8 protein-coding genes are annotated in these 13,904 nt (G+C 67.2%); 5 read left to right on the plus strand and 3 right to left on the minus strand.

What is annotated here, in order from left to right; genetic code table 11:
- The first annotated feature begins 44 nt into the window (after positions 1-44).
- The 3 genes from Rhe02_RS29755 (at position 45) to Rhe02_RS29765 (ending at position 8,547) form a co-directional block, all read left to right on the plus strand.
- The gene (locus tag Rhe02_RS29755) at positions 45-3,164 is read left to right on the plus strand and encodes an efflux RND transporter permease subunit (protein ID WP_203911729.1); all 3,120 of its coding nucleotides are present in this window, start codon (positions 45-47) and stop codon (positions 3,162-3,164) included.
- A gap of 208 nt (positions 3,165-3,372) precedes the next feature.
- Positions 3,373-6,873: a hypothetical protein gene (locus tag Rhe02_RS29760; protein WP_203911714.1), complete on the plus strand. Its 3,501-nt coding sequence runs from the start codon at positions 3,373-3,375 to the stop codon at positions 6,871-6,873.
- A 3-nt stretch (positions 6,874-6,876) separates the two neighbouring features.
- Complete coding sequence (locus Rhe02_RS29765) at positions 6,877-8,547, plus strand: hypothetical protein (protein ID WP_203911715.1); 1,671 nt, start codon at positions 6,877-6,879, stop codon at positions 8,545-8,547.
- On the opposite strand, the gene Rhe02_RS29770 is transcribed toward Rhe02_RS29765, so the two are convergent.
- The 3 genes from Rhe02_RS29770 to katG all read right to left on the minus strand — a co-directional run bounded on the left by Rhe02_RS29770 (position 8,548) and on the right by katG (position 12,573).
- On the minus strand, positions 8,548-9,708 hold the full coding sequence (locus Rhe02_RS29770) for a hypothetical protein (protein WP_203911716.1): 1,161 nt from the start codon (positions 9,706-9,708) through the stop codon (positions 8,548-8,550). It abuts the gene before it with no gap.
- Positions 9,705-10,205 carry an RNA polymerase sigma factor gene (locus tag Rhe02_RS29775; RefSeq protein WP_239124129.1) on the minus strand — a complete coding sequence of 167 codons (501 nt, stop codon included), beginning with the start codon at positions 10,203-10,205 and terminating at the stop codon, positions 9,705-9,707. The genes Rhe02_RS29770 and Rhe02_RS29775 overlap by 4 nt, the downstream gene beginning before the upstream one ends.
- 136 nt (positions 10,206-10,341) lie before the next feature.
- The gene (gene katG, locus Rhe02_RS29780) at positions 10,342-12,573 is read right to left on the minus strand and encodes a catalase/peroxidase HPI (protein WP_203911717.1); all 2,232 of its coding nucleotides are present in this window, start codon (positions 12,571-12,573) and stop codon (positions 10,342-10,344) included.
- Between the two features lie 278 nt (positions 12,574-12,851).
- On the opposite strand from katG, the gene Rhe02_RS29785 reads away from it, so the two are divergent.
- Both Rhe02_RS29785 and Rhe02_RS29790 read left to right on the plus strand, forming a co-directional pair.
- Positions 12,852-13,235: a VOC family protein gene (locus Rhe02_RS29785; RefSeq protein WP_239124130.1), complete on the plus strand. Its 384-nt coding sequence runs from the start codon at positions 12,852-12,854 to the stop codon at positions 13,233-13,235.
- Between the two features lie 14 nt (positions 13,236-13,249).
- Complete coding sequence (locus tag Rhe02_RS29790) at positions 13,250-13,882, plus strand: hypothetical protein (RefSeq protein ID WP_203911718.1); 633 nt, start codon at positions 13,250-13,252, stop codon at positions 13,880-13,882.
- The last annotated feature ends 22 nt before the right edge of the window (positions 13,883-13,904 follow it).

Here is a 13,904-nt window from a genome sequence, read left to right on the forward strand (position 1 = left end):
GCAAACTATCCGTGTTGGGCTAACCTGACCCCCGGAGTCGAATGATGTTGTTCTTTTCAAGGCTGAGCCTCGCCAACCGCGGGCTCACCGCACTGATCGCGGTGATCGTCACCGCGTTCGGCCTGTTCGTGATCCCTCAATTGAAGCAGCAGCTGTTCCCCACCCTCGACTTCCCCGCGGCGTTCGTCTCCGCGCCCTACCCGGGGGCGGCCCCCGAGGTCGTCGCCGCGCAGGTGACCGGGCCCATCGAGAGCGCGCTGCAGGGCACCCCGGGCTTGGAGCGGATGACGTCCACCTCCGTCGAGGGCATGGCCACCATTCAGGTGGAGTTCGCCTTCGGTACCGAGCTCGACAGCGCCACCTCGAAGATGGACCAGGCGCTCAACCGCCTCGCGCTGCCCGATGGCGTCGACCCGCAGGTGTTCGCCTTCCGGACGGACAACTTCCCGGTCGTCATCCTCGGTGCGAGCAACACCGGCGAAGAGCGGCAGCTGGCCGACAAGCTCACCAAGGAGGTGCTCCCTGCCCTGCAAGGCATCGAGGGGGTACGCGAGGCGAGCCTGACCGGCAACCGCGACCAGCAGCTGGTGATCACCCCCAACCCGGCGAAGCTGGCCGCGGCCGGGCTGGCCGTTCCCGACCTGATGAATGTGCTGCGGGTCAACGGAATCGCTATACCGGCCGGCGCCGTGCCGCAGGAGGACAAGAGCCTCACGGTCAGCATCGGCACGCCGATCACCACTGTCGCCCAGATCCGCGAGCTGTGGCTGCGTCCCGCCAGCGGAGCGCCGGTGCAGCTGGGCAGCGTCGCGACCGTGGCCGAGCAGCTGGCCCCGGCCACCGCGATCACCCGCACCAACGGCAAGCCGAGCCTCGGCGTCATCGTCTTCGCGACCCCCGACGGCAACGCGGTCGGCATCTCGCACGAAATCTCCGACATGCTGCCGCAGCTGCGCGAGAAGCTCGGCGACGGCGCTGAGCTGACCCCGGTCTTCGACCAGGCGCCCTACGTGGAGAAGTCGATTGAGGGCTTGACCACCGAGGGGCTGCTCGGCCTGCTCATGGCGGTCATCGTCATCCTCGTGTTCCTGCTGTCGATCCGCTCCACCATCGTCACCGCGGTGTCGATCCCGCTGTCGGTGGTGGTCGCGCTCATCGCGCTTCAGGTCGGCGACTACTCGCTCAACGTGCTGACCTTGGGCGCGCTGACCATCGCGATCGGCCGGGTGGTCGACGACTCGATTGTGGTGCTGGAAAACATCAAGCGGCACCTCGGTTACGGCGAGGACAGGCAGGAGGCGATCCTGACCGCGGTCAAGGAGGTGGCCGGCGCGGTCACCGCGTCGACGCTGACGACTGTCGCGGTCTTCTCCCCGATCGCGCTTGTCGGTGGCATTGTCGGCGAGCTGTTCTCCAGCTTCGCCATCACGGTGACGGTGGCATTGCTTGCCTCGCTTGCGGTTTCGCTGACCGTCATCCCGGTGCTGGCCTACTGGTTCCTCAAGACGTCCAACGGCGCCGCGCAGGAGCAGGTGCGCGCCGCGGCCGAGGCCAAGGAGCGCAACAGCCCGCTGCAGCGCGTCTACGTGCCGATCCTGCAGTTCGCGACCCGGCGGCGCTGGCTGACCATCACCGGGGCGATCGTCGTCTTCATGCTGACCATGGCCAGCGCGGGGCTGCTGAAGACGAACTTCTTCGACCAGTCCGGCGAAACCACGCTGACCGTCACCCAGACCATGCCGACCGGCACCAGCCTCGCCGCCACCGATGAGGCCGCCAAGAAGGTCGAAGCCGTGCTGGAAAAGACCGACGGGGTCGACATCTATCAGGTGACCGCGGGTGCCGGCGGCGGGTTCGGCTTCGGCGGCGCCAGCAATGTCGCCACCTTCAGCATCACCCTCGACGAGGACGCCAAAGCCCTGGACATGCAGGCGTCGCTGCGCGACGAGCTGAAGAAGCTGACCGGCGCCGGCGAGATCAAGGTGGATGCCGGGCAGGGCGGCGGCGGGTTCTCCGCCAGCGCGCTGCAGGTCATCGTGCAGGCCGACGACGAGGCGACCCTGAAGACCGCCACCGAGCAGATCCGCCAAGCGGTTTCCGAGGTGCCCGATGTCAAGGACGTCACCAGCGACCTGACCAAGAGCGCCCCACGGGTACAGGTCACCGTCGACCGGCAGAAGGCCACCGCGGCCGGCCTCACCGAAGCCCAGGTGGCGCAATCGGTGGCGGCCCTGTTCCGGGGCGCGCCGCTCGGCCAATACACATTGGACGGTCGCCGCCAGCAGGTGATGCTGACGTTCGGCCTTCCCGCGCCGTCGTCGGTGGACCAGCTCAAGGCGCTGCCGGTGGCCGGGCCGATCACCCTCGGCCAGATCGCCACGATCGCCGTGGTGGACGGGCCGACTCAGGTCACCCGGATCGACGGCGAGCGCAGCATCACCGTCAACGGCACGGCAACCGGAAGCAACCTGGGTAAGACGACCGCCGACCTGACCACCAAGCTGGCCGCGCTCGACCTGCCCGACGGGGCGACCTACACCCTCGGCGGGGCCAGCGCCGACCAGGCCGACGCCTTCGGCAACCTGGCGCTAGCCGTGCTCGCCGCGATCGCGATCGTCTTCCTGATCATGGCGGCCACCTTCAAGAGCCTGGTACAGCCGCTAATCCTGCTCATCTCGGTGCCGTTCGCCGCGACCGGGGCGATCGCCGCCCTGCTGGTGACCGACACCGCGCTGGGTGTGCCCGCCCTCATCGGGGTACTGATGCTGGTCGGCATCGTGGTGACCAACGCGATCGTGCTCGTGGACCTGATCAACCAGTACCGCGAGCAGGGCGCATCGGTCCAGGAGGCCATCCTCGAGGGCGGCCGGCGGCGGCTGCGCCCGATCCTGATGACGGCGGTGGCGACCATCTTCGCCCTGCTGCCCATGGCACTGGGCATCACCGGCCAGGGCGGTTTCATCTCCCAGCCGCTGGCGGTCGTCGTCATCGGCGGTCTGCTCAGCTCGACCGTGCTGACGCTGATCGTGGTACCCACCCTGTACTCGATCTTCATCGGACGCAAGGAGCGCAAGGCGGCCAAGCAGGGCGAGACCGGTCAGCCCGAACCGGCCGAGGAATCCGGCTCACAGCCGCTGGGCGAGCCACTTCCGATGCAGCGCTAGGTTTCCCACCCACGGATGCGCGCAATAGCGGATGCGTGTGGAATCTGGAACATCCAGATTCCACACGCATCGCTATTGCGCGCATTCTGCGTTGTCGGCTTTCCTACTGAGCGTCCTATCGCGACAGTCCAATTCCTGTCATCAAGGTCACTCCCGCAGTGATTCGCGTCTAACTTCGTGGGCATTCGCAATCGGGAGAGGCGGGGTTATGGGCGTGATTTCGGGCCAGGTGGTGGCCGCTACCAGCAAGCGTGCGATACCCGGGCTGGTGGTGGTGGCCACCGCGACGGCCACCCGCAGCACCGGTGGCCGGGTGCAGGGACGGCACAGACGGCTCGGGTCGGTCTCCACCGACGCGCGGGGCCGATTCGTTCTCGACTACCCGGATGGGGTTTCCATCCCGGCCGAACCCGGCGCCGAAGCCGAGGAGACCAGCTGGGACATCACGGTCACCGTGCTCGGGCCGAACACCGCGGACACGACCGTGCTCGCCACCGCGACGCGTTCCAATGCGGGGCCGCGCGAATCCTTCGTCATCCGCATCCCGGACGCGCAGCTTGAGGCGGCCGGCCTGCCGCCGCGCCGTCCGGTGCGAAAGGACAGACCCACCTCCCCCGATCTGGCCCAGCTCGCGGCCGGCAAGCGCAGCCGCCTGGTGGCGCAGCTGGAAACCAGGCGCATGTTGCGCACGGAGGTCGACGCGCGGCTGGAGACCTTCCTGTCCGGGCTGTCCGAGCCGAGCGCGCAGCGCCGGGTGCGTCCGGGCGAGACTGTTCAGGCCGCAACGGCGCGAGCCGTCTCCGACGGGGTGCCCGAGGTCGCCGCCAGCCGGGCGCAGGCCTCCGCCGTGATACCCGATGACGAGCTCGACCGGCTGCGAAGCCAATACGGGCCAGGCCTTTCCGACATCCCCGAGGCCGAATTGGGCAGGCGCGTCTACCCGCGCAAGCCCAAGCTCACCGCGCCGTTGGTGCGCATCGACCCGATGTGGTGGTGCCGCAAGCTGGTTCCGGTCAACGATTGTGTCAAGATCCTCGTGCCCGAGGACGAAACCGTGCCCGAGCCGGACCCGCAGCCGGAGCCGGATCCGGGGCCGCAGCCGCCCCAGCCGGTGCCGGGCGAGATTTCCGATCTGGTGCAGCGGCTCACCGCCACCATGACCTCCCCCGAGCAGAGCGTCCTTTACGGGGTAAGGCCGGGCGTCTCCGACGTGCAGGGGGCGGTGGACTCGCTTACGTTGCGCGGCGGGCCGGCCGACACCCCGGCCGTTTACGACTTCGCCAAGCTCACCATCGCCTTCGAGCCGGTGTGGCAGGAGCTGTTCGACACCAACATGCTCGACACCGGCCGCCAGCTTTACGAGCAGTTCGTCGAGCTGGGGCTGGACCCCAACGCCTACCTGACCGAGTCCACCTTCACCGGGCCACACCTCAACCTCGACCTCAACCTCAGCGCGGGCAGCGCGACGGTGGTCAACCCGCCGCCCGCCGTCGCGGCCGCCTTCGAGATCACCGCGGCCGAATATGGCGCGCTGGTCGCCGCCGGGATGGATGTCAAGATCCAGGAGCTGGCCGACGTGGTCAACGGCGACATCACCGAGGAGGAGATCGAGGAGGCCATCCCGTTCGGCGGGCTCTTCGGGCTGGGCGACTGGGACGACGTGAAGAAATACATCGCCAATGCGCGGTCGCAGGGCGAACGGATGATCGAGTTCGCGCGCTCACAGCTGGCTCAGCCGGACGAGTTCGACCACATGCACTCGCTGCTGGCCGCGTTGAAGAGTCAGCTCAAGCAGCCCTACCGGTTCAACGTCTACGCCGCGGACGGGCACGACCGCAGCGTGAACTTCGGTGTGGTGACCACCTTCCGGCAGAAGTGGACGCCTATCGCGTACCAAGTGGGAGAACTCGTCAAGACGGTGCCCATGGCGCCCAAGGAATCCCGCCGCTACAGCAAGAAACTGACCACCCGCGTCAACCGGGCCGAGCGGGAAGTGCTCAACAGCCTGGAAACCCGGCGCACCGAGAGCAGCGAGACCGCCCGCATCGAAACCGAAATCGTGCGCAAAGCACAGCAGAAGACCAACTTCGAGACCACGGCCAGTGGCGGCTTCAACATCGGGGTGGCCAACGCGACCGGCACTGTGTCGGCCGGACACGATGCGGCGCAGGAATCCTCGGAGGCCAAGAAGGAGTTCCGCGAGTCGGTCTTCAAGGCCGCCGCCGAATACAAGGCCGAGCGAACACTCGAAGTCAATGTCTCGGACTACACCGAATTCGCCGGCGAGGAATTCGGCGAGATCTCCAACCCCAACGACGAGATCTCGGTGACCTATCTGTTCTACCAGTTGCAGCGGCGCTACCGGATCGAGGAGAAGCTCTACAAGGTGCAGCCGGTGGTGCTGGTGGCACAGGAGTTCCCGAAACCGTCCACAATAGACGAAGACTGGATCGTCTCCCACGACTGGATTCTGCGCCGGGTCATCCTCGACGACTCCTTCCTGCCCGCGATGAACTACCTCGCCAGCAAGGTGGTCGGCGACGAGATGGCGCTGCGCGAGCTTTACCAGAACGTGCAGCAGCAGCGGCGCGTCGTCGACGAGCTCAAGGAGGAGCTCGTCGCCACCCGCAAGCAGATGGAAAGGCGCTACCGCGCGCTGGAGAAGTCCATCAAGCGCCGCGCCGACGCCATCAACGCCGACGAGAACGAAGGCTTCATCGAAGAGGTGGCCGAAACCTTCTACGGTGAGGACGACGTTTCGCCCGAGGCGATGAAGGTGATGGAGGACGCCGCCCGCGACGCCTACGAGCGAGCGGTGAAGGCCGAACGCGATGCGCTCGACCGGTTGCAGCGCGAGACCGGCAACCTCACCGAGCTGACCCAGACCTATGCCCAGCAACTCGGCGAGCACCTCAACCGCCGCGCGCAGATCTCCCGCCTACAGGTGCACCTGAAGTCCAACATCGTGTACTACATGCAGGCGATCTGGGCCCACGAGCCACCGGACCAGCGCTACTTCCGGCTGCGCGACGTGCAGGTGCCGCGGCTGGTCGGCACGAAGACCTACTCGATCGAGGTCGATCAGGACGCCATTCCGTTGCCGCCCACCTGGACCAAGCCACACAAGCTGGTGGCGAAGGTGGCGATCGACGCCGGCAACCTGCAGTACGACAAGCTGGGGGACGTGGCCGATCTGGACACGCTGTTGGGGTACAAGGGAAACTATATGATTTTCCCGCTCAAGCAGGAGAACGCGCTCACCGACTACATGCTGACCCCTTACTACGACCCGTTCAGCGGGCTGCAGGATCCGGATCGGCTGGCCGACTGGACATTGCACGAGTTCGCCGACTACGTCTGCTGCATCCGCAAGCACATGTCGAAGTCGAGGTTCGACCGGATCCTGCCGGGCCTCATCGAAACCTACCGGCGGCTAAGGGAACGGGCGGCCGACGACGGCGAGCTGGTGGTGCCCACCGATTCGCTTTACATCGAGGCGCTGCCGGGCGCGCATCCGATCCTGGAGGACTTCAAGCTCGTGCACCGGGCCATCGACATCAAGCAGGCGCAGGCGGACGCGCGTTCGGCCGAGCTGGAGAACGTGCGGCTGGCCGCCCGGCTGCTGGCCGGGGAGAACGAGGATCCCAACGTCGACAAGCGCATCATCATCGACGGGGCCACCCCGATCGTCGTGGACCCGGAGAGCTGAGCCGTGCCGGAGAAGCCGCAGGCGCCCGCGAGAAAGCGGGCCCTGCCGGAGAGCGCGACCGAGTGGGACACCCTGTTCCATGTGGTGAAAATGCGCTACGGCATGAAGCCGTCGGCCTTTTTCGAATATATGAACTACTACGAGGCCGACCTGTTCCCGATCCTTTCCAAGTACGGCCTCTGGCGCTGCCCCAACACGAAAGAGGAGTTGCTCAAGCAGTTCGACGCCACTATCGGGGTGTGGTACCAGGAGCGGCTGAAAAACCGGGCGGAGCAGAACGTCCACCGGGAACTGCCCGACGGCTCGTTGTACACCGGCCCGGCCGACGGCTATGACGACGCGGTCATCGAGAAGAAGTGGCAACGCTGGAACCGGACCCTGGACAACATCCGCGGCGGCGCGGCCGGCACCCTCGGCTATCTGGCGCTCGGCGACGCCGGCTCCGATGCCGGCGCCCTCGTGGATCAGATGGCCGGAGCGGTCTTCACCAACCGGCCCAGGCGACCGGCGCCCGAGCCGTACAAGCCGACCCCGGCCTACATCGCCCCGGACACCCGAGGCACAGCGAACCGGGGCGTCACGATGCCGCCGGGAGTCACGGTCAGGCCCAACCGGGCCGCCAAACCCAAGCCCGCCAAGGAACCCGAGGCACCAGCCGGCCGCGGCTTCGTCACCATTCCCGATCCCTACCTCCAGGAGCGGCGGAAACCTGCGCCGGCGGAGACGCCGCGTAAGCCTGTTGGGCAAGGCAAGCCGGGCACGCCGGGCACGCCGAGCGAGCCGGTCGCGGCGCTGCCCACGCGTCCTGCCGCGCCGCCGGAAGAGACACTGCCCCAACCGAAGGCGAGCACGCCGCCGACAGCCAACTCGGGTCCGCCTCAGGTCACGCCGGTGCCGAAAGCGCCCGCGGCGGCGGCCAAGCCGGCGAAGCCGCCGCGCGGGCAGGGGCACGCGCCGGACGAGCACGTCAGGCGGTCCAGAGAGTATGTGGCATCCAAGAAGGGCCGGCTGGAGGACGCCGACGACTCGCTTGCCACCGCGTTCCAGCGCACCGGCAAGGACAAGCCGAACATCATGCACTTGCGCTCCTCGGCCAACGAGATCGCGCTCATCGAACACCTGCTGTCGGCCGACTTCCGCGGGCCGGTGGTGCGCAAGGCCGACGGCAGCGTGGTACGCCTCACCGTGCAGAAAGTGGTTGCCCACAAGGCTGCGCAGGGCACCCGTACCCCCGACTTCAGCATTGTCTACAGCGACGGCAGCCGCATCCTGATCGAGGCGACCTCAGTAACCTCCGCCCCGGCCCGCGGCAAGGAAGCCAAGGCGACCGGCAAGAACCTCTTCGGGCCCACCATGGAACGCGAGCCCACCCTGACGATGGTCGAGGGCCGGCTCGTGGACAAGGGGGTGGACACCACGGCGAAACGTTCGCAGCTGGCCTCGCCGCCAAGGGGGCAGACGGCGGGCGGCATGCTCGAGATCGGCATCATGTTCCCCAGCGCCAACAACGAGGCCTTGTGCAGGCAAGCCATGAACAACAAGGCGAGCACGCTGAGCGCGGTGACCCAGTCGGTCATGTTCCTGTTCCGCATAGCGCCGCAGCGCGGGCAGCAGGAACGCAAGGTAATCATCTTCGACCGCCAGCCCAACGGCTCCTACGTCGAACGGAACTGATCAGCCCAGCGGCCTGCTCGTGGTGACTAGACCTTCGCGGGTGAAGACGGTGGTCGGCGTATAACCGACCACCTTCCTCACCCCCGTCGACAGTGGACGATCGGTGACCAGGGCGCAGAAGTATTCGCCCACAAGCTCCGCCGCCACCACTGTCCCGTCTGCCAAGTGCATCTCGACCCGGGTCGCGTTCTCAGGCGCGCGCCCGAAGTAGAACATGTGCGGAACGGAGCCCGTGGCGCTGTAATCGAGCGGCTCCATCTGCGACCACGGCCTGTCGGTGGCCGTCAAGGCACCGACGCTAAGAACCGGATTCGGCCCTTGATCCGCCTTGCAGTCCGCGACCGTCCAGTCGCTGACGTAGGCCCGGAATTGGTACTCCGCCAAGTCGCGCGTGTAGATCAACCGCAGCCCGGTGACCGGGTGGCCGTTGTACTCGTCGGCGATCCAGCTGCGGCAGGTCTCGTCCAGGCTGGTGTCATCGCGGACGCCGCCGATGCTGGTGGGACGATCAGCGGTGGCTGTCGGGCCCAGCGGGCCGGAGGCGGTGAGCACCGCGCCGACGAGCGAGGCGTGCGGGTGCCAGAGGGCGAAGAGGTTGCCCACCACCTGCGCCTGCACAATGTCTCCGTTGGTCAGCCGGGCCGACACGGCGGTGCTTCCCTTCGGCATGTCCCCGACCAGATAACTCAGCTCGCCGTAATGACCGAAGTACCGCAGGTTGTTATCGGGCAAGCCGAACGGGCTCTGGCCGCCGTCGAAGTAGATCGATCCCACCTTGACCGAGTCGCCCTCGCGCAGGCACTCCAGCAGGACTTCGCCATTGCTGAAGATGCGCGCCATGCGGCTGGGGCCCGCACCCATAGAGAAGATCCTCTCGGGACGCCGATGGCTTACGCTGTCGGGAAGTGCGGGCTGCAGCTGAGACCAGTGCCGCATACACTGCGCCGAAAGACTGTCCAATGCAGTCATATGGGTACCGTGCGAGCGTTGCCACCACGAGAAGCCCACCAGCATGACCACCACGATCAGCCCGGCCATCGCCGGCACCCAGAGCCCGCGCCGCCGCTGCGCGCGCCGCTCGATCTCGGTGAGCGCAACCGTCATCCGGTCGCCACTGAATGCGGCCGTGACCAACTCGTATACCTGCGTGTCTTCGGTCACCGCGCCGCCTTCCCCTCTGCGCCCGCGGGCTGTGCCGCCAATCCCAATCCGTTGCGCAGCGCCGCCAAAGCCCGATGCAGGTGCACGTGGACGGTCGCCGGGGCGATGCCCAAAATCTCGCCCACCTCGTCGATGGCGAACCCGCACAGCACGCGCAGCGCCACCACCTCGCGCTGGCGTCTGGGAAGTGCGAGCACCGCCGAGCGCATCTGGTCGGAGAGCCCGTTTTCGGCCACGTTTGCCGGAGGCTCGGGTGGAGCGTCGGAGAGCAACTCGCGTCGCCACCGCCGCCACCACGACCGGCGCACGTTGAGCGCGGTCAGCACCACCCATCCGGCCGGGTTCGGGTGCTCGCGCACCTTCGCCCAGCGGCTGTAGGCACGGGCGAAAGCCTCCGCGACCGCGTCCTCCGCTCCGGCCCGGTCGGCCGTGGCAGCCAGCACCGCCCGCAGGACGGCGTCCTTGCGGCTGAGATAGAAGTCTCCGAAGTCGACCACCGGCCGCCTCTCCGCTATGGGCTAACAACCCATCACGCTTTTGACGGCCGTCATCCTTTACACGTCAGGTAACGGTTCTATAACGCGTCCAGGCCGGCCCAATCGGGCCGGCCTGGACTCTTTTCCTGAATCGCAGTTACACGAGATCGAACCGGTCGAGGTTCATCACCTTGACCCACGCGGCGACGAAGTCGTTCGCGAACTTCTTCTTCGCGTCGTCGCTTGCGTAGACCTCGGCAAGCGCACGCAGCTCCGAATTGGAACCGAAGACGAGGTCCACTCGGCTTCCGGTCCACTTCACCTCGCCCGTGGCGTCGTCGTGCGCCTCGAACGTCTCCGCGTCCCCGGAAGTCGCCTTCCAGGTCGTGCCCAGATCGAGCAGGTTCACGAAGAAGTCGTTGGTCAGCGACCCCGGGGTCTTGGTGAAGGCGCCCACCGGCGACTGCTTGAAGTTCGCGCCGAGCACACGCAAACCACCGACCAGCGCCGTCATTTCCGGCCCGCTCAGCGTCAGCAGGTTCGCCTTGTCCACGAGCAGGAACTCGGCCGGCAACCGGTGACCCTTGCCCAGATAGTTACGGAACCCGTCCGCGGTGGGCTCGAGCGGAGCGAACGACTCCACGTCGGTCTGCTCCGCAGTCGCGTCGGCGCGGCCCGGCGTGAACGGGACCTCGACCGAATGTCCGGCGTTGCGAGCGGCCTGCTCAACGCCCGCCGACCCGCCGAGCACGATCAGGTCGGCGAGCGAGACCTTCTTCCCACCCACCTGAGAAGCGTTGAACTCGTTCTGGATGCCCTCCAGCTTGCGCAGCACCGCCGCCAGCTCGTCGGGTTCGTTGACCTCCCAGCCGCTCTGCGGCTCGAGGCGGATGCGGGCGCCGTTGGCGCCGCCGCGCTTGTCGCCGCCGCGGAACGTGGACGCGGAAGCCCACGCGGTGGAGACCAGCTGGGCCACGGTCAGGCCGGAGGCCAGGATCTGGGCCTTCAGCGCGGCGATGTCCTGGGCGTCGATGAGCTCGTGCGTCACCGCCGGGATCGGGTCCTGCCAGATCAGCGTCTCGGACGGAACCTCAGGGCCCAGGTAGCGAACGATCGGGCCCATGTCGCGGTGGGTCAGCTTGAACCACGCGCGGGCGAAGGCGTCCGCGAACTCGTCCGGGTTGGCGTGGAACCGCCGCGAGATCGGCTCGTAGACCGGGTCGAACCGAAGCGACAGGTCGGTCGTCAGCATCGTCGGCGCATGGGTCTTCGCCGGGTCGTGCGCATCGGGAACCGTGCCCGCTCCCGCGCCGTCCTTCGGCTTCCACTGGTGCGCGCCGGCCGGGCTCTTGGACAGCTCCCACTCGTACCCGAAAAGGATGTCGAAGAAGCTGTTGTCCCACGCGGTCGGCGTGTTGGTCCAGGCGCCCTCGAGGCCACTGGTGATGGTGTCGCCGCCCTTGCCGGTGCCGAAGCTGTTCTTCCAGCCGAGGCCCTGCTCCTCGATCGGGGCCGCCTCGGGCTCCGGGCCGACGTTGTCCGGGTTGCCCGCGCCGTGGGTCTTGCCGAAGGTGTGACCGCCGGCGATCAGCGCGACCGTCTCCTCGTCGTTCATTGCCATGCGCTGGAACGTTTCCCGGATGTCGCGGGCCGCCGCGATCGGGTCCGGGTTGCCGTTGGGGCCCTCCGGGTTGACGTAGATCAGGCCCATCTGCACCGCTGCGAGCGGGTTCTCCAGCTCACGGTCACCGGAGTAGCGCGCGTCGCCCAGCCAGGTGGTCTCCGGACCCCAGTAGACGTCCTCGTCGGGCTCCCAGACGTCGGGGCGGCCACCGGCGAAGCCAAATGTCTTGAAGCCCATCGACTCCAGCGCCACGTTGCCCGCGAGCACCATCAGGTCGGCCCAGGAAAGGTTCTGGCCGTACTTCTTCTTCACCGGCCACAGCAGGCGGCGGGCCTTGTCCAGGTTGCCGTTGTCCGGCCAGCTGTTGAGCGGTGCGAAACGCTGCTGCCCAGCACCGGCTCCACCACGGCCGTCGCTGATGCGGTAGGTGCCGGCGCTGTGCCAGGCCATCCGGATCATGAAGGGGCCGTAGTTGCCGTAGTCGGCCGGCCACCACTCCTGCGAGGTCGTGAGCACCTCCGCGATGTCACGCTTGACCGCAGGCAGGTCGAGGCGGGAGAACGCCTCGGCGTAGTTGAAGTCCTCCCCCAGCGGGTTGGCCACGGCTGGATTCTTGGCCAGAATCCTCAGATTGAGCTGGTTCGGCCACCAGCCACGGTTGCCTCCGCCCTGTGTCGGGTGGGGCGCGCGCCCATGTGCTACCGGGCAGCGAGATTCGCTGCCCGCCTCCGCATCATGGACGACGGCATCGTGGTTCTCGGACATTGGATTCCTTCCGTGACTTAGCGGATTAGACGCATCAGATGTGGGTTTCAATGATCAAATGGGACAAGGTGCCCCAATAGCTAACCTGGGCTGCGTCGACCAAGAAACCGTCCCGCGGCCTGCGACTCGCGGCGCGCACGGGGCGGGGCGGCAAAACGCCTGCTGCCGTCCAAGGTCATGACCCATAATCCGAAGTCTTGCTCGTTTTCTGGAATGAGTCAAGAATATTGGCGAAACATCACTGGACATGACCGACACGCTGCGACAGACTGCCCAGAATGCGATCTCGGACCAAGGGTATGTGGTGGGGAACCGCCATCGAAGCACCCGACCCAGGTGCCCTGGCAAAGTTCTACTCCGAACTCCTCGGCTGGCCGATCGGGCACCAGGAGCCGGGAACAGCCATCCTCGCCGCTCCCGAAGGATCCATTTACATGGTATTCCAGCAAACGGCCGACTATCAGCGGCCGGTCTGGCCGCCGGTCGGCGGGGCCCAGCGCCCGATGATGCATCTCGATTTTCAGGTCGGCGACCTCGACTCGGCGGTCGCCGAGGCGATCGCGCTCGGCGCCACGCTCGCCTCGGCCCAGCCCCAAGACCACGTGCGGGTGCTCCTCGACCCCGCCGGGCATCCGTTCTGCCTCTGCCTCGACCAGGAGTAAGCCCACTGTCCACTGTGGACGGCCGCAACCCGGTTGCGGTGCTGCCGGGGGTGTGGGATGGTCCGGCCATGGCGTTCTTCAGCAGCATCGCCTTTCACGGGGACTCCGAGCCGCAGCCCGAGCCCGCCCGCCCGGCGTGGATGAAGCCGGAAGATGTCCTCCCCAGCCTGGTCCCCGTCGAGCAGGTCCTGGTCCGCACCGAGGCGGTGGCGATAGCCCTCAGCGGGCTGTGGTGCTATCCCAGCGGCTTCGCCTTCGGCCTGCAGATCGTGCTGCGCGAGCCGGACCGGCGCGGCCGCCTGATGTCCAACCTGCACCACATGGCCGAGCCAGGCGAGCCGATTCCGCCGGAGATGCTGCGCCTGGGGCTGCAATTCGCCGACGGCGGCAAGGTGACCAACCTTCCCGGCCGGGCCCATCCCTGGCATGCCGAGCCGGTAGGGCCGATCATGCTTGCCGAGGGCGGCGGGGGCGGCAACCGCGGCTACAGCCTCCAGCATTGGGTGTGGCCGCTGCCGCCACCGGGTCCGCTGACCTTTGTCTGCGAGTGGCCTCATTTCCAGATTGGACAGACCGAAACCTCCATCGACGCAGAGGTGGTTATCGACGCCGCCGCCCGCGCCGTCGTTCTCTGGCCCGACCGGTAACGCACGCCGACTCGCTACGATG

The sequence above is a fragment of the Rhizocola hellebori genome (assembly GCF_016862955.1).
Classification (GTDB): domain Bacteria; phylum Actinomycetota; class Actinomycetes; order Mycobacteriales; family Micromonosporaceae; genus Rhizocola; species Rhizocola hellebori.

What these genes read in the sequence shown, in the direction of transcription:
- Rhe02_RS29755 (WP_203911729.1), top strand. Translation starts at nt 45, where the DNA reads ATGTTGTTCTTTTCAAGGCTGAGCCTCGCCAACCGCGGGCTCACCGCA.
- Rhe02_RS29760 (WP_203911714.1), top strand. Translation starts at nt 3,373, where the DNA reads ATGGGCGTGATTTCGGGCCAGGTGGTGGCCGCTACCAGCAAGCGTGCG.
- katG (WP_203911717.1), bottom strand. Translation starts at nt 12,573, where the DNA reads ATGTCCGAGAACCACGATGCCGTCGTCCATGATGCGGAGGCGGGCAGC.
- Rhe02_RS29785 (WP_239124130.1), top strand. Translation starts at nt 12,852, where the DNA reads ATGCGATCTCGGACCAAGGGTATGTGGTGGGGAACCGCCATCGAAGCA.